We start from the raw sequence: 18677 nt of genomic DNA on the forward strand, positions 1-18677 counted from the left end.
TCAGAACTGGATCTGGAAGAACGGCGCCGGCGGCGTCGGGCCGTCGTGGCGCCCGTTGCCGTTGGCTGAGGCCGGCACCGGCACGTCGAACCAGAACCGGCGCCGCCGATACCGCGGCGGGTCCAGGGGTTCGCGCCGCGGGACGTAGCCGTCCGGGGCCTGGCGCACCACCATGTGGGCGTTCGTGCCGCCGAAGCCGAACGAGCTGACCCCGGCCCGGCGTACGCCGTCCCGCCCGGTCCAGTCCCACAGCTCGCGGACCGGGAACAGCGGTGACCGGTCGAACGCGAAGCGCCGGTTGAGCGTCGCGCAGTGCAGGGTCGGCGGCAGTTGCCCGTGGTGCACCGACAGCACCACCTTGATCAGGCCGGCGATCCCGGCCGCGCTGAGCGTGTGCCCGATGTTGGTCTTCACGCTGCCCACACCGCAGAACCCGACCTCGTCGGTGGCTCGGCGCAGGACCTCGGTGAGCGCCTTCAGCTCCATCGGGTCGCCGATCATGGTGCCGGTGCCGTGCGCCTCGACGTAACCGAGCTGCGCCGGGGACACCTCGGCCGCGGCGAGCGCGGACTCGATGACCTCGCGCTGCGCCCGGGGGTTCGGCGTGGTGATGCCCATGGTGCGGCCGTCGTTGTTGACGGCGCTGCCCTCGATCACCGCGTACACCCGGTCGCCGTCGCGGATCGCGTCCTCGACCCGCTTGAGCAGCAGGGCGCCGACGCCCTCGCCGAGGACGATGCCGTCGGCGCGCTCGTCGAAGGTGTGGCACCGGCCGCTGGGCGACAGCGCCCCGGCGCCGCTCATGCCGACGAACGGCACCTCGTCGAGCAGGATCTCGACGCCGCCGGCGATCACCAGGTCGGACTCGCCGGTGCGCAGGCTCTGCGCGGCCAGGTGCACCGCGACCAGCGCCGAGGAGCAGGCGCTGTCGACCACCACGGCGGGGCCGCGCACGTCGAGGTAGTGCGAGAGGTGGGCGGCGATGAAGTTCTGCGCCATGCCGCTGATCGAGTGGGTCGTCGCGGCGGCATGGTGGGCGCCGAAGTTCGCCGCCCGGGCGCCGGCGAAGACCCCGACCCGGCGACCGGCCACATCGGCGGGTGTCAGGCCCGCGTCGGCCAGGCACTCCGCTCCGGCTTCGAGGAACTGCCGCACCAGCGGGTCGACATGGGCGGCACCGGCCGGGTCGAGCCGGAAGAAGTCCGGGTCGAAGTCCTCGATGGCGTCCAGGAATCCGCCCCACTTGCTGACGGTCCTGCCGGGCTGCGGGGTCGGGTGCCAGAAACGATCGGCATCCCAGCGCGACGGCGGCACCTCGGTCACCGAGTCCACGCCGCCGACCAGGTTGCGCCAGAACGTGGCGTGGTCGGACGCTCCGGGGAAGTGGGCGGCGATGCCCACCACCGCGATGCCCCGCTCCGGCTGCTCTCTCCTCGGGAGGTGCGGCTCCGGTGAACGCACCGGCTCCGGCGGGCGCACCGGCTCCGGCTCCTCGGGCACCGGCTGATCCGGCAGCTGATCGTCGAGGGCGGCGGCCAGTTGGGCGATGGTCGGGTTCTCCAGCAGCGCCGACGGTTCGGCGACCACCCCGAGGTCACGTTCCAGCGCGGCGAGCAGCTGGGCGATCATGATGGAGTCCACACCGAGGTCGGCGAAGTCGGCGTCGGGCCGGATCTGCGTGGCGTCCAGGCGCAACGTCGCCGCGAAGACCTCGGTGAGCCTTCGCACGCCGTCACCGGTCCGGGTCCCGTACGCCGTGGGCGTGTCCGCGGCGGCGACCGGCGCGGGGGCCTCGGGGGTGGCGACCGGCGCGCGGGCCTCGGGTGTGGCGACCGTCAGGAGGGCGCCGGCGTCGAACCGGGTGGTGTCCACCAGGCACGGCAGCACCACCGGGTCGGGCCCGGCCAGCGCCGCGTCCAGCAGCGCCACGCCGTCCCGCGGGCTGAGCGTCCGCAGCCCCAGCTCCCGGTACGCCGGGGTGTCCGCCTCCGGCATGCCGGCCGCCTGCCAGCTCGGCCACTGCACCGACCGGAAGACCGGCGTGTCGGTGCCGGTGGCGCTCCGGTACTCGGCCACCCGGTCCAGCACCGAGTTGGCCAGCGCGTAGTCGCTCATCCCGGCCGCCAGCGCGGGCACCTGACCGGCGACCGACGAGTACAGCACCACGAAGCGCAGCGGGTCGTCCGCACACGCGTCCAGCAGCGCCTGCAGGCCGGTGGTCTTCGGTTCCAGCACCCGCCGCATGTCGGCGGTGCGTTTGCCGACGAAGGCCGGGTCGGTCATCACACCGAGACCGGCGCAGTGCACGATCCCGGCGATCGGTCCCCACTCCTGGCGGATCCGGCCCAGCACCTCCCGGGCGCGCTCCAGCGGGACGCTCTCGATCAGCAGGCGCACCCCGGGGCGTTCGAGCGCGGTGAGGTCGCGCAGCCGGGCCGCCAGCGCCGGATCGGTGTCGGGCGCGGCCAGCAGCTCCGCCCAGTCCTCGCGGGCGGGCAGCGGGGACTGCCCGAGCAGGACCAGCCGGTCCGCTCCCCGCTCGACGAGCTCGGCGGCCAGCAGGCGGCCGAGCGCGCCGGTCCCGCCGGTGATCACCACCGGCCGTCCGGCGAGATCGGCCGACCACCGGGCGGACGCCGGGGAGTTGCCGGTGGGACGCAGCGCCGGCGTGTACCGGGCGCCGTCACGCACGCACACCTCGGTGACCGGGTCGGTCGCCGCCAGCTCCGCGGCGACCACGGCCCGCAGCGCGTCCGGATCCATGACGTCGACGTCGACGGTACGGGCGAACACCCCGCGGTACTCGGCGGAGAGCATCCGGGCCAGCCCCGCGAACGCCGCTCCTCGGAGCGTCGGGTTGTGCGCGCGGAAGGACACCAGTCCCTGGGTCATGTGCAGATACGCGAAGCCGGCGGTCCGGTTCGCCGCGATCAGCTCGCGGGCCAGCACGATGCGGGCCCAGTCGACGCGTACGTCGGACACCGGCACCGCGGACAGGTCGACGAGGTCGATCACGACCGGCGCCCGGCCGATCGACGCGGCGGCCCGCAGACCGGTCTCCTCGTCCGTGTCGTCCAGGCGGACCACCCGGGCCGCGTCCCCGAACGCCGCCGTCGCCAGCGCCTCGGTCTCGGTCCGGACCAGGACCACCGGTGCGTGCGGCGCCGGCCCGGACGACGCCGGCGCCGGTTCCCACGCCTTGACCAGCAGGCGTCGCGCATCGTCCTGCGGCGGCGGGGCGGACGGGCTCGTCAGCCAGTGCCGTTCCCGTGCGAACGGGTATGTCGGCAGGGAGGTCAGGGCGGGCCGATCGGTGCGCAGCGCGGCCCAGTCCACGGTCGCACCGTCCTGCCAGAGCCGGGCGATCCGGTCGAGCCGCCCCTCCCGGGCAAGCCGGCGCAGGTAGCCGACGCCCTCCGGCTCGGTGAGCCAGTCGTGGGCGCCGGTCACGGTGGTCGCCTCGATGTCGCCGGCCAGGAAGGCGGCCAGCCGGTCCCGCAATTCGGTCACGGACGTGACGACCAGCGCCAGGCGCACCGGCATCGGAACCCGGCCCACCTGCGAGGTGTGGGCGAGTGAGGAGAGCGCGGGCTGCTGGTCGCCGAGGAAGGTCCAGTGTGCCTGGGCGTACCGGTGCAGGGCGGCCTCGTCCCGCGCCGACAGCAGGAAGATCTCCGGCCCGGCCGACTCCGCCGGCGCGGACGTTGCGGGCGGCTCCTCCAGGACGACGTGGGCGTTGACCCCGCCGAAGCCGAACGAGCTGACCCCGGCGCGCAGCGGCACGGGCGTGCCGTCGGCGTCGTTCGGCGCCCACAGCCGGGTCTCGCGGACCGGCTCGAACGGGGTGCCGTCCAGCTCGATCAGCGGGTTGAGCCGGGACAGATGCAGAGTCGGCGGCAGCTGCCGGTGACGCATGGCCAGCACCACCTTGATCACGCCGGCTATGCCCGCAGCGGGCTCCAGGTGCCCGATGTTGCTCTTGACCGTGCCGATGCCGCAGGTGACCGCGGGCCCGGCGGCCAGCGTGCGATGGGCGCGGATCAGGCCGTCGATCTCGACCGGGTCGCCCAGGGCGGTGCCGGTGCCGTGCAGCTCGACGTAGGACACCGTCTCGATCGGCACATCCGCGTCCCGATATGCCTCGACCAGCAGCTCCGCCTGCGCGAGCGGGTTCGGTGAGGTGAGCGACGAGGCGCGGCCGCCGTGGTTGACCGCGCTGCCGCGGATGACCGCGTGCACACGGTCGCCGTCGGCGAGGGCCCTCGACAGCGTCTTGAGGACGACGACGCCGACACCCTCGCCCTTGACGTATCCGTCGGCCCGCTCGTCGAGCGCCTTGCACCGGCCATCGGGCGCGAGCACGCCGAGCTGGTTGCCGGCGACCACGGTCTGCGGGGACAGCACGAGGCTCACCCCACCGGCGATGGCCAGGTCGCTCTCCCCCGCGCGCAGCGACCGCACGGCGCGGTGCAGGGCGACCAGCGAGCTGGAGCAGGCGGTGTCGACGCTCTCGCTCGGGCCACGCAGGTCGAGCAGGTACGAGATGCGGTTGGCCAGCATGGTGCGGGCCAGACCTGTGCCGGCGTGCGCGTTGACGTGCTCGCCGCGCAGCACCATCGACTCGTAGTCGGTGAACTGCACCCCGGCGAAGACGCACACCCGGCCGCCCGCGAGCCGGTCCGGGCGGCACCCGGCGTCCTCCAGCGCGGCCCAGGTGTGCTCCAGGAAGAGGCGGTGCTGCGGGTCCATGACCTGCGCCTCGGCCGGTGAGATGCGGAAGAACAGCGGGTCGAAGTGGTCCACGCCGGTCAGGAAACCGCCCCAGCGCGCGGTGCCGCCGAAGCGGCGGGCGACCTCCCGCCAGTCCCATCGGTCGGCGGGCGTCTCGGTGATCAGGTCCCGGCCGTCGGCGAGGTGCCGCCAGAACGATTCGAGGTCGTCGGCGCCGGGCAGCCGCCCGGCCAGGCCGATGATCGCGATCGGCTCGTGACCGACCGGATCCGCGGACCGCGAGCCGCTCGCGGGCACGGACACGCCATGCGGCACGGACACCGGTGCGGGCGTGGGCTCGGCCGGTGCGAGTGCGGGGGCGGGTGCCGACTCGGACCACGCGGGGCCGGACTCGGCCGGCGCGGGCGCGGTCGCGGACTCGGACGACGCGGACTCGGACGACGCGGACGCGGACGCGGAATCGGCTTGCGGAGCGACCGGGGCCGCCGGGGGCAGCTCGTCCGCCAGGTGCGCGGCGAGCTTGGTGATCGTGTTGGCACCGAACAGCGTCGTCGTCGGCACGGTCACGTCGTAGCGGGTGGCCAGCGCCGCGGCCAGGTTCTGCAGGCCGAAGGAGTCCAGACCGTACTCGCCGAAACCGGCGTCCGGGTCGAGAGCGGTCGGGGCGATCCCGAGGATCTCGCCGATCAGCTCCCGGACCTGTGTGGCCAGTTCCGGGGAGACGGCGGCGGCCGGCGCGACAGGCCGCGGCGGCGCCGGGAGGACCGGCACGCCGTCGTCGCGCAGGCGCATCCCGGCGACCAGATCGCGCATCCGGGCCGGGTCACCGGGCAGGACGGCCACCTGCGGGCGGTCCAGGCGCAGCGCCAGGTCGAGCATCTGCTCGCCCTCGACCGTCTCCAGGTAGCGGAAGCCGGTGCCAGCCAGGTAGCGGCGCTCGTCCTCGGTGTCCACGTGCATGCCGCCGGCGCGCCACATCGGCCAGTCCACCGACACGGTACGGCCGTGCCGGCGGCCGGCGAGACGCTGCCGTTCCCGGAAGTCCGCGAACCCGTCGAGGTAGCGGGCGCCGACCGCGTAGTCCACCAGGCCGTAGTCACCGAGCTGCCCGGCCAGCGACGAGTAGAGCACGAACATGTCCAGCGGCAGATCGCGGGTGACCTCGTCGAGCACCCTGGTGCCGGTGATCCGGGCGCGCAGGTGCTCCCGCAGCTCGTCGACGTCCTTGCCGGGAAGCGGGGTGCGCGACGCGGTGCCGGCCAGGTGGAACACCCCGTCGAGGCTGCCCAGGGCGGCGATCACCCCGGCCACGACGCGGGTCATCGCGGTGCGGTCCTCCACGGCCGCCTGGTAGTACTCGACGGTGCCGTGCGCGCGCAGCTCCGCCAGCTGCTCGGCCCGCTCGGCAGCCGGCGAGCGGCCGGTCAGCGCCACCCGGGCGCCCCGTGACAGCAGCGTCCGGGCCAGCAGCACACCCAGCCCGCCGAGGCCTCCGGTGATCAGGTAGACACCGCCGTCACGCAGCGGCGAGGGCAGCACCGGGCGGGCGGGGATCTCGCTCAGCGTCCGCACCGTCCGGCCCGACGCCGACAGCCGCACGGCCGGGCTCGACAGCCGGTGCGCGGCGATCTCGGCGAGCAACGCGGAGGTGTCGCCCGCACCGTCGACCCGGACGACGCTGAACGTCGTGCCCGGCAGCGCGGCCCGCAACGACGCGTCGAACCCGCCCCATGCCTCGGCGAGCGCGTCCTCCGGCGCCAGCACCTGGATCCGGATCGGGGTACGGGCGCCGCCGGCCGTCAGCTCCTTCGCGATCCGGAACATCGCCTCGATCCCCAGGTCGTCGCGGTCGGGTGCGAGCAGCGGCCACTGGTGGACGATCCGGGCCGGTGTCTCGGCGAGCAGCCGTGCGTAGTCGTCCTGCTCGCCGGGCCGGATGGTGATCACCGAGCCCTCGTCGCGGTACTCCGTGCCGGCGTGGACGTGCACCGCGCCGGGCACCGGCAGATCGCCCAGGACCAGCACCCGGCCCGGGTGCTCGCCGGCCGCCGGGACCGGCTCGTCCTGCCAGGTCGCCGTGAAACAGCTGACCGGCCGGGCCGTCGTGCCCTCGGTGAACCAGTGCCGTTCCGGCGCGAACGGGTAGGTCGGCAGCGACCGCCGGCGCGGCGGGGCGGCCCACCGGCGATGCCAGTCCACCTGTGCGCCCCGGGCCCAGGCGGCTGCGGTCTCCTCGTCGCCGTGGCCGTCGTACGCAGTGCGGTCCGCGTCCCGCTCGATCCGCCCGGTGTGCATGCCGGCGGTGTCACCGGTGAGGAAGCGTCGCAGCGTGGCGACGGCGTGTTCGGCGGAGTCGGTGACGAACGCCAGCCGCTCGGGGTGGGCCCCGCGCCCGGTCTGCAACGTGTAGGCGGTGCCCGCCAGGTCGTGCGCCCAGCGGTCCGGCCGGTCGGCGAAGGAGCGCGCGTACGCCCGCAGCCGTTCGGGGTCTCGGGCGGACAGGACGAACACGACCGGTCCCGGCGCCGGAATCGGCTCTTCGGCCGGGTACTCCTCAAGCACGACGTGTGCGTTGACTCCGCCGTACCCGAAGGCGCTCACCCCGGCCCGGCGGGGCATCCCCGGTGCGGGCGGCGCCCACTCCCGCGGCCCGGTCGCGAGTTCGAACGGGGTGCCCTCCAGACCCAGATGCGGGTTCGGCCGCGGACCGTGCGGGTCGCCGCTGATCCGGCCGTGCCGCATCGACAGCAGAACACGCAGCACCGCGGCGATGCCGGCGGCCGGTTCGAGATGGCCGATGGTGTTCTTCAGCGCGCCGAGCGCGCAGTGCGGCTTGTCGGGCGCGTCGTGACCCCACTCCTGGTAGAGGTCGGCGAACGCCTCGCGCAGCCCGTTGGTCTCGGCGGGGTCGCCGATGACCGTGCCGGTGCCGTGCGTCTCCAGGTAGCCGATCGTCGCCGGGTCGACCGCCGCCTCCCGGTGGGCCTGCCGGATCACGTCGGCCTGCGCCCGCGGGTTCGGCGCGGTCAGCGAGTTGGCGCGGCCGCCGTGGTTGACCGCGGTGCCGCGCACTACGGCCAGGATCGGGTTGCCGTCGGCGCGCGCCCGGCTGAGCCGCTTGAGGACGACGGCGCCGACCCCCTCGCCGCGTACGTAGCCGGCCGCGTCGGCGTCGAAGGCCCGGCCCACGCCGTCCGGGCTGAGCATCCCTGCGCGTTCCAGTGAGGCGAAAGTGACCGGGGACAGCATCAGGCTGACGCCGCCGACGATGACGGTGCCGCACCGTCCGAGGCGCAGCGCCTCCGTCGCCCGGTGCAGCGCGACGAGCGAGCTGGAGCAGGCGGTGTCCACAGGTTCGCTGGGACCGTGCAGGTCGAGCTGGTACGAGATGCGGTTGGCCAGCATCGACGGGGCCAGGCCGGTCGACGAGTAGGCGTCGGTGGCGGCGCCGGAGCGCTGGATCAGTTCGGCGTACTCGCAGGAGCCGACGCCGACGAAGAGCCCGGTGTCGCTGTCGGCCAGATCACCCGGGTCCGTGCCCGCGTCCTCCAGAGCGGCCCACACCGTACGCATCAGCAGCCGCTGGCGCGGGTCCATCCAGCGGGCTTCGCGCGGGGAGATGCCGAAGAACAGCGGGTCGAACCGGTCGATGCCGCCGATGAAGCCGGCCCGGGTCACCCGGGTGCGTTCCGGGTGCGCGGCCGGGTCGCCGTGATGCTCCCCCGCGTCCCACCGGTCGGCCGGTACCTCGGTGAACAGGTCGCCGCCGCGTTCCAGGGCGGCCCAGAACTCGTCCAGGTCGGTGGAGCCGGGCAGCATCCCGGCCATGCCGACGATGACCACCGGGTCGTCCGGTTCCGGCGTCCCGGGGTGCGCGGGCACGTCCTGCGGGTGTTCGCGGGCGAGCCAGTCGGCCAGGGACGCTGCCGTCGGGGTGGCCAGCAACTGGTCGGGGCCGACGGGAACCTCGAACGCCGCGGAGACGTCACCGGCCAGTCTCAGCAACGCCAGCGAGTCCAAGCCGTGATCGTGGAACGAGGCGGCCGGGTCCAGGTCGGTCACCGGGTAGCCGCTGACCCCGCTGACCAGCCGCAGCACGGTGGTCAGCGCGGAACTTGAGGAGTCGGCCGGCGGGGTGGGCGGCGGCGTGGCGGCCGACGGGGCCGCGGCACGGATCCAGCAGCGGACCGGCTCGAACGGGTACCCGGGCAGTGACAGCGGTTCCGGCGTGCTGCCGGGCGGGCCCGCCCAGTCGATCACCTCGCCGTGCACCCAGCGGCGGGCGGTGTCGTGCGGATCCGCGCTCGGCGCGACCGGGGCGCCCGGTTCCGCGGTCACCACACCGGTCCAGCCCGCGGGCCGCCCGGCGAGGAAGGCGTCGAGCTGGTCGATCAGCTCGTCCGTGCGGTGGGCGACCACGGCGAGCCGGTGTGCCATCGCCTCACGCCCGATCTGCAGCGTGCAGGACAGGCGGCCGAGGTCGATGTCCGCCGCGTCCGGCAGGGCCGCGGCGAGCTGTCGCAGGGTCGATCCGCTGTGCACGGCACCGGGGTGCAGGGCGGTGTCCCGCCCGGCCAGCCGCATGATCGTGGCGGGGTCCAGACCGAGCTCGTCGAGCGGCTCGTCGACGGCGCCGACCGGCACCCCGGCGGCCGCGGCGATCTCCGCCAGGCCGGTCGCGCCCGGCTCGCCGCGCAGACGGCTCAGCATCCGCGCGACGACCCGGCGCAGCGCCTGCGCGTCGCGCCCTGAGAACGGGAACACGGCCGGCACCGGCGCGACGCCGGGCCGCGGCTCGGCCCGGTACTGCTCGACGACCAGGTGGGCGTTGGAGCCACCGGCGCCGAAGGCGCTGACGCCGGCGCGCAAGGGTTGCGGGCCGGTCCACGGCGCCGTCTCCCGCTGGACGCGGAACGGGACGTTCGCCCAGTCGACGGCCGGGTTCAGCTGCTCGGCGTGCAGTGACGGCGTCAGCTCCCCGGCGCGCATCTGCAGCAGCACCTTGGTCAGGGCGGCGATGCCGGCCGCCGACTCCAGGTGCCCGATGGACGACTTCACCGAGCCGATGGCGATCGAGCCGGCCGGACGGTCGCCGAACGCCCGGGCCAGTCCGGCGACCTCGGCCGGGTCGCCCAGGGCCGTGCCGGTGCCGTGCGCCTCCACGTACGACACGCCGGCCGGTTGGACGCCGGCGGCCCGCAGCGCGCTCGTGATGACCTCGCTCTGGGCGCCGGGGCTGGGCACCGCGTACCCGCCGGTCTTGCCGCCGTGGTTGACCGCGCTGCCGAGGATCACGCCGAGGATGCGGTCACCGTCGCGCTCGGCCGCGGCCAACGGTTTGAGCAGGACCGCGCCGACGCCCTCGCCGGGAACCATGCCGTCGCCGCCGGCCGCGAAGCTGCGGCACCGGCCGGTCTCGCCGGTGAAGCCGCCGGCCGCGAGCTGCCGGTACTTGCGGGGGTGCGGGGTGAGGTTGACGCCGCCGGCCAGCGCGTAGTCCGCGCTTCCGCCGGCCAGTGCCTCGCAGGCCAGATGGATGGCGGTCAGGGACGACGAGCACATGGTGTCCACTGCCAGGCTCGGGCCGTGCAGGTCGAGGGCGTACGAGACCCGGTTGGCGATCGACGCGTAGCCCATCCCGCCGGCCAGGCCGCGCTCGTCCTCGAAGAGCTGGTAGTGGCCGTACATGACGCCGACGTAGACGCCGACGCGGCTGCCCCGGAGCCGGATCCGCGGGTAGCCGGCGTCCTCAAGGGTGTGCCAGGCGGTCTGCAGGAACAGCCGCTCCTGCGGGTCGGTCAGCTCCGCCTCGCGCATCGACATCTGGAAGAACCGTGGGTCGAACTCGTCGATGCGGTCGAGGAAGCCACCCCACCGGCTGACCGGTGTGCCGTTCACCTCGGGCGCCACCGGCGGATCCCAGCGCCCGGCCGGCACCTCGCGGATGCAGTCCCGCCCGGTTCGCAGATTGGTCCAGAACGCGTCGAGGTCGTCGGCGAGCGGGTACCGGCCGGCGACGCCGATGACGGCGATCCGGTTGTCCGCGGCGGGCGCCGTCTCCGCCGGCCGTCCGGCACGCTCGGTGACCATGACGGGCGCGGGCCGGGGCTGGTCGGGCACGAGGGCCCGCACGCTGTCCGGATACCGCTCGACCAGGTGGTCGGCGACCTCGCGGATGGTCGGGTGTTCGAACAGCAGAGTGGCCGGCAGATCGCCCATGCGTTCGGCGAGCAGGTCGGCGATGCGGGGCACGGTGAGCGAGTCGACCCCGAAGTTCTCGTACGTCTCGTCCAGCCACAGCCGGTCCCGGGGCACCTGGAGCACCTGGACGAACGCGTCCTTGACATAGTCACGGGCGGCTTCGACGAGCCGGTCCGCGCCGCCGGCGTGCGGCGCGGGCGCCGGTTCGGCCACGGGCGCGGGCGCCGGCTCCGCCGTGGGTGCGGCGACGGGCGCCGGCCCGGCCGGGCCGGTCTCCGCGACGACGACGTGCTGGGTGAGCCCCTCGTCGGCGGGGAACGCCCGGCTGCGGGCGAATCCAGCCAGGTCGAGCGCGGTGCGCCAGCCGGGTCCGGACAGCAGCGGCGAACCGGGCAGGCGCAGGCCGGTGTCGCGGTGCAGCCACCAGCCGTCGAGCAGACCGAAGGTGAGCGTGGCGGTGACGACGTTGCTGGTGGCCTCGTTGAGCACCAGTTGCCCGCCGGGTTTGAGCAGCGTCGCGACCGCGCGCAGGGTGTGCGTCAGGTCCGGGGTGGCGTGCAGGACGTTCGCCGCGACCACGATGTCCGCGCCGCCGGGCGGGAAGCCCTGCGCGAGGGGGTCGCCGGAGATGTCGAGCTGCTGGAAGCGCACCATCGGGTAGCGCTCGGCGAACCGCTGCCGGCCGTGCTGCAGGAAGGCGGGCGAGATGTCGGTGTAGACGTACGTCAGTTCCGCGCCGGTGGCGGCCAGGGCGGGCAGCAGGCTCGCGGTGGTGCCGCCGGTTCCGGCGCCGACCTCGACGACCGTGACCGGTCCGCCGAGCCGGCCCACCCGGTCCAGCAAGGCGGCGACCACGAGTTCGTTGGCGCGGTCGACCACCGGGCTGCCCCGGTACGCGCCCTCCACCAGCTCCGTGGATCCGCCGGGGAACATCACCTCGGTCGCGCGGACGGTGCCGCGGAGCACCCCGAACAGGTGGTGCATGCAGGGCCTCAGCAGCCGGTCGATGCGGTTCAGCGCGGGTTGTCCTGCGCAGAGCGCGACCAGCTCGTTCTCCGGGTCGGCCGGGGCCGGGCGGTCCGTGGCGGACAGCGCGCTGCCGTCGTCGTACAGGAAACCGGCGACGGTGAGCACGCGCAGGAGTTCGGCGAAGAGCCGGGACTGTCCGTCGGCGATCCGCAGACGCCGCCGCAGTTCGTCGGCGGTCCACCGTTCGCCGCCGGTCCGGAACACCCCTTCGCCCCGGAACAGTTCCCAGAGCCAGCCGAGCACGACCTCGTCCAGACGCGCCTGGTCGCTCTCGGTCAGCAGCCGGGCGACCGGCGGCAGCGCCGCCGCCGAGGGTGCCAGCTCGTCGTCGGCCTGCTCGGCGGCGGGCCGTTCGACTCCGGCGGCGGCGAGCACGGCGGCGGTCGCCTTGATCACCACGACCTGCCGATCGGTACGGCCCAGCACGTCGTGCACGGCTGCCATGCCCTCGGCCGGGGTGATGGAGTGGATCCCGGTCCGGGCCAGGCGCTCGCGGTGCCGGTCGTCGGCGACGATGCCGACGGTGCCCCAGTAACCCCAGTTGATGACGGCCGAGCGGGCGGCCAGCACGTCGTCGAGGTGGTGTGCGAACGCGTCCTCGAACGTCGATCCGGCGGCGTAGTTGGCCTGCCCGGCGCTGCCCGACAGGGCCACCGCCGAGGAGAAGAACAGGACGAAGTCGAGCCCGTCGGCGGCGCCCAGGGCGCGGTGCAGGGCCACCGACGTACGGGTCTTGGCGTCGAGAACGGCCCGGAAGGTGTCCTCGGTCATCGTGGCGACGGTCCGGTCGCGCAGCACGATCGTGGCGTGCACGACCCCGTGCAGCGCGCCGTGCTCGGCCCGGACCGCCGCGACCACCTCGCCCAGCGCCGCCGGGTCGGTGGCGTCGGCCCGCCGGTACGAGACGAGCTCGCCGGCCGGGTCGAGGCGGCGCAGCCGGTCGCGGCGGTCGGCGTCGAGTTCGCTGCGCCCCACCAGCACGACCTTGGCCCGGTAGCCGCGCACCAGCCACTCGGTGAGCTCCAGGCCGAGTCCTCCGGCACCGCCGAGGATCAGGTAGACCCCGCCGTGGCGTATCGCCTCGCGCGTCGTCGTGGGGGCGGCGGGGACCAGGCTCCGCCGGTGCAGGACACCGGCGCGCAGGGCGTACGGGCCGCCGGCCGGCACGTCGAGGACATCCGGGGAGACCGGGTCGGCCGAGGAGCGGTCGACCACGGCCACCCGCCAGCGCGGATGCTCCTGGGCCAGGGACAGGGCCAGCCCGTGCAGACTCGCCGCGTACGGGTTGCGGACCGGTTCGGTGCCGGTGCTCAGCGCGTCCTCGGTGACCACCGTCAGCCGTACCGGTGCGCCGGACCGTTGCAGCGCCTTGGCGACGCGGAAGAGGGCCAGGACGCCGCGCTCCTGCGCGAGGTCGAGGGCGGCGGGGTCGTCGGTGCGCCCTTGCGCCGGGCCGGAGAGCACGATCACGTGGCCGGGACGCCCGGCCGGTGCGACGAAGTGCTCGGGCTCGATCTCGGTGACGGAACCGCCGAGCCGGGTGGCGAGGGCGGCGGCGAGGGGCGCGGCGGAGGACGGACGGATCAGCCAGGTGTCCGAGCCGGGCGCGGTGAACGGCTCGGCCGGCGCCGGGGACCAGCGGGGCAGGTACATCAGGTCATCCACCGGTCGCTCGGTCATGGCGGGGCCGGCGGTCACGGCAGGCCCGGTGGTCACGCCGGGCCCGGCGTCGGACGTCCGCGGTGCGGGAGCCGGGCGCAGGGACAGGTCGCGCAGCCGGACGTGAACGTTGCCGGCCGGGTCGGTCAGGGTCAGGTCGTACCGGTCCGGGCCGACGGCGCGCACATGGGCGTACACCTGCTCGGGCAGCGGCCCGAACACCTCGGCGGCGGCGAGCGCGAACGGCACCATCGGCGGGCCGCCGGCGCGGTCGCGCAGCACCGCGAAGGTGTGCAGGGCACCGTCGATCAGCGAGGGTGGCAGGGCGCAGTCGGCGAACCGGGCGGCTTCGGCGGGCACGCGCAGACTCGCCAGCGCCTCGTCGGCGCCGGAGGCGATCCACTCGACGGCACGCAGCGCCGGGCCGTAGACCAGGCCGGCTCCGGCCAGGTCGGCGTAGAGGTCCGCGCCGTCGTGCCGGTGTGGCAGGGCGGCCCGGATCAGCTCGACGGGTACCGGCTCCGGCACATCGTCGGCCAACGCCTCGACAACGCCCTCGGCCAGCCGGTCGCCGGTGTCGCCGAGCAGCGTGAAGGCCAGGCCGGCGCCGTCGCGGCGCAGCCGGGTGCGGGCGGAGACCGCGGCCTCGGTGACCACGAGCGGACGCAGCCACCGGACGTCGCGCAGCCGGACCGGCACCGAGTACCCGGCGTGCGCGGCGGCGGCCCGGGCCATCTCCAGGACCGCCGCGGCGGGAAGCAGGCGCAGGTCGCCGACGCGGTGCCCGTCGATCAGCGGGTGCGCGGGGGCGAAGGCGGTGCGGTAGGTCAGGCCGTCCACGCTGTCGGCCGGCTCGATCTCGTCCAGCAGCGGATGCGTGGCCGGGCCGGCCGGCGACGGCGCCCACATCTGCTCGGTGAGCCAGCAGCGCAGCTCCTCGAACGGGTAGCCGGGCAACGGCAGCCGCCGCCCGGTGCCGGGCCAGGCGACGGTCGCGCCGGAGGTCCAGGCGGCAGCCAGGCCGGCCGGGTCCGTGGCGGCCGGCGCGGCGGCGCGGGAGGCGGCACGGCCGCGGACGCTGCCCGTCCACACCCCGGTTCCGGTGCCCGCGCGCAGCAGACCGGCCAGCTCGTCCGCCGTGGAGGCGAGCACCACCATGCGGTCGGCCCAGGCCTCGCGGCCGTGCTGCAGCGTGTACGCCACGTCGGCGAGCCGGTCGGCGAGGCCGTTCTCCACCGCGTCGGCCAGCCGCTCGGCCAGCGCGCGCAGGCCCTCCGGGGTGCGGGCGGAGAGCGGGAAGAGCCAGGGGCCCGGTGCGGCGGCCGGCGCCGGCCCGGGAACGTACTCCTCGACGACCAGGTGGGCATTGGCTCCGCCCGCGCCGAACGAACTGATCCCGGCGCGGCGCGGCAGGCCGTCCCGGCGCGGCCACGGGGCCGCCTCGGTCTGCACCCGCAGCGGCGTGGAGTCGAAGTCGATGTTCGGGTTGACCGGGTCGGCGTGCAGCGACGGCACCAGTTCCCCGTGCCGCATCTGCAGGAGCACCTTGCAGAGCCCGGCCATGCCGGAGGCCGATTCAAGGTGGCCGATGTTGGACTTCACCGAGCCGATCGGCAGGCTGCCCCGGGGCAGGCCGGAGGCGCCCAGCGCGCGGGCCAGGGCCCGGATCTCCACCGGGTCGCCCAGTGCGGTGCCGGTGCCGTGCGCCTCAAGGTAGCCGAGTGTGGCGGCGGCGGACCCGGCCTCGGCCAGTGCCCGCTCGACGAGGTCGCTCTGGGCGACCGGGTTGGGCACGGTGAAGCCATTGGTCTTGCCGCCGTGGTTGACGGAGCTGCCCAGGATGACGCCGTGGATGTGGTCGCCGTCGCGGACGGCGGCCGACAGGGGCTTGAGCAGCACCGCGCCGACGCCCTCGCCGGGCACATAGCCGTCGCCGTCCGCGCCGAAGCTGCGGCAACGGCCGTCGCTGGAGGTGAAGCTGCCCTGGCCGAGGAACCGGTACTTGTACGGGTGGACGTGCAGGTTGACACCCCCGGCGAGGGCCATTTCGGCCTCGCCGGAACGCAGGTCGCGCACGGCGAGGTGGATGGCCGTCAACGACGAGGAGCACATGGTGTCCACACCCAGGCTGGGGCCGGTCACGCCCAGGGTGTACGAGACCCGGTTGGCGATGGACGCGTGCGACGACGCGCCGATACGGCCGTCGGCGGCCTCGTGGAGCTGGTAGAGGCCGTACATGGCGCCGGCGTACACACCGACGCGGCGGGCGCGCAGGTCGGCCCGGGTGAGGCCGGCGTCCTCCATGGCGTGCCAGGCGGTCTGCAGGAACAGCCGCTCCTGCGGGTCGATGATCTCCGCCTCTCGCGGGGAGATGCCGAAGAAGAGCGGGTCGAACCGGTCGATGCCGCGCAGAAAGCTGCCCCACCGGCTGTACTCGGCGGCGCGGTCCGCCGGGGTGGCCTCGTCGTAGTCGCGCCAGTCCCAGCGGTCCGCCGGAATCTCGGTGATCAGGTCGCGGCCGGCTCGCAGGTTCGCCCAGAACTCGTCGAGGGTGTCGGACTCGGCGAACCGGGCCGCGACGCCGATGATCGCGATGGGCTCCGGGGCGTCCGTGGCGGGTGGCGTGGGACGGCCGCCGCTCGGGGCGGCTTCGGACACGGCCGCCACGGCTGCCGGGACGACCGGCGCCGGTGCCTGAGCCGGTACCGGTGTTGACACCGGTGCCGATTCCGGTGCCGGTGCGAGTTCGGCGAGGCGGCCGCCGTGCTGCTCGGCGAACCAGCCGGCGAGCCCCCGCAGTTCCTGGTATTCGAAGAAGAGGGTCTTCGGCAGTGATCCGAAGTGGTCCTCCAGCCGCCGGGTCAGATCCATGATCAACAGCGAGTCGATGCCGTACTGCTCGAACGCGGTGTCCGCGTCGATGTCCTCCGGCGGGTATTCGAGGACCTCGGCCAGCACGCCGCGCAGGAAGTCCTCGGCGGCCGCGAGGGGCGAGCCGGTGGCGGTCACCGGTTCCGGCGCCGGCGCCGAAGCCGCCGGCGCGTCGAGCAGGCCGCGGATGCGGTCCAGCTCGCCGTGCGCCACGAGCACGTGATCGCCGTCGTGGCCCAGCGCCCGGTCCCAGGCGCGCAGGGCGTCCGCGGTCGGCAGCGGCCGGAGCCCGGCGCGGCGGGCGATGCGGGCCTGTGTGGTGTCGTCGGCGTCCATCCGGATGCCACCGTCGGCCCACAGCGACCACAGCACGCTGAGGCTGCGGCCGGGCCGGTCGCTGCCGCGACGCCAGGCCGCGAACGCGTCGAGGAAACGATTCGCGTACGCGTAGTCGGCCTGGCCCGGGCTGCCCGCGCCGGACATCGAGGAGAAGCAGACGAAGAAGTCGAGCGGGTCCGCGGCCGTGGCCCGGTCCAGTGCGAGGGTGCCGTCGACCTTCGGCCCCAGCACCGCGGCGATGTCCTCGTCGGTCTTGCGCAGCAGGAAGGAGTCACGGGTGACCCCGGCCAGGTGCAGCACCCCGCGCAGCGGGCCGAACTTCTGGTGGACGCGCTCGACCAGCCGCTCGGCCGCGCCCGGTACGCCCAGGTCGCAGGGCAGGTAGTGGACGTCGAGCCCGGCGGCGCGCAGGGCGGTCAGGTCGGCGTCGGCGGACCGGCCGGTGAGCACGTAACGGGCCGACGGGCCCAGGTGGGTGACGAGGTGCCGGCCGAGCGCGCCGGCGCCGCCGGTGACCAGCACCGTCCCGGCAGGCGTCAGCGGCGCCGGTACGGGGGCGGGGACGATCGGCTCCCAGCGGGCCACCTGCCGGCCGGCGGCGGTGTACCGGACCCGGAACTCGTGGTCCGCCGCGGCCTCGGCGTCCGCGACTGCCCGCAGGTCGGCGCTCTCGGTCGTGATCACCGCGGCGCGGAAGTCCGGGTGCTCGTTGGCGATACTGCGCGCCATGCCGTCCAGAGCCAGCAGACGGGCGTCGGCGGCCGCACCGGACGGGCGGAACACGTGCAGCACCCGGATCGGCTGCCGGCCCGGCTGCGCGGCCCAGGCCCGGAAGAGCCGGACCAGGCCGGGCAGCGGGTCGTCGTCGCCGAGGCGGACCACCACGAGCGGGCCGGAGCTCGGGAAGGGCCCGTCCTCGCCGGTCGCCAGGATCACCGTGCGGCCGGCGGGGGCGCCGCCGCGGGCGGGGGCGTCCTGCCAGCGCTGCGCCAGCAGGTGGGTGTCCACCGCGTCGGCCGGGTCCTTGACGGCGCGGGTGACCACACCGTGCAGCCGGACGGCGACGCGGCCGTCGGCGTCGGCGAGTGCGATGTCGTGGCCTGTCGCGGTGGCGACGGCATGGGCGTACCCGTGTTCCGGCAACGGCCCGAGGATCTCCACCCGGTCGATGGAGAAGGGCAGTTCGCGGGGCCGGGGCGCGGACGGGTCGGCGGCGGTCCAGAGCGCCGCCTGCAGCATGGCGTCCAGCAGGGACGGATGCAGGGTGAAGTCGTCGAACGGCAGGTCCGCGGCGTCGGGCACGGCGACCTCGGCCAGCGCCTCGCCCTGGGCGGAACGCATGGACCGCAGCCCGCGCAGGCTCGGCCCGTACCCGCCGCCGAGCGCGGCGAAGACCGCGTAGCAGTCGTCGGCCGAGGCGGTCCGCGGCAGACGGGCGCGTACCGCGGCCAGGTCGAGGGGCGGGGCCGGCTCGGTGGCGCCGAAACGCAGGGTTCCGGTCGAGCACAGCTCGCCGTCCGGGGTGCCGTCGACGCGCCGCAGCTCGTAGGCGACGCCGTCGGTGGCGGGCGTGAACCGCAGCTGTACCCGGACCGGTTCGCCGGTGAACAGCACCGGCCGGGCCCAGAGGACGTTCTCGACGGCGGTGGCGCGCCCGTGCCCGGCGCGGGCGGCGGCGTCGACGGCGAACTCCAGGGCCGCGACGGCGGGCAGGATGAGCACCTGCCCCAGCGCGTGGTCACGCAGGAAGAACTCGTCGCCGGTGAGCAGCCGCTCGGCCGGCCCGGCGATGAGGGCGGCCGGCGGTTTGATCCAGTACCGGCGGGTCACCGGCGGCGGCTGCGGCA

Annotated in this window: 1 protein-coding gene (cut by a window edge); it reads right to left on the reverse strand. The window is 75.0% G+C overall.

Annotated elements, in window-relative coordinates:
* Nucleotides 1-18677, reverse strand: partial view of an SDR family NAD(P)-dependent oxidoreductase gene (locus AB0N31_RS04740; protein ID WP_366056899.1) — the 3' portion only. Its footprint extends 388 nt past the window's final position; the window shows 18677 of its 19065 coding nt (coding positions 389-19065); its start codon lies off the right edge, out of view; the stop codon is at nucleotides 1-3.

Origin of the sequence: Streptomyces sp. NPDC051051 (assembly GCF_040682975.1) — a bacterium.
Lineage (GTDB): Bacteria > Actinomycetota > Actinomycetes > Streptomycetales > Streptomycetaceae > Streptomyces.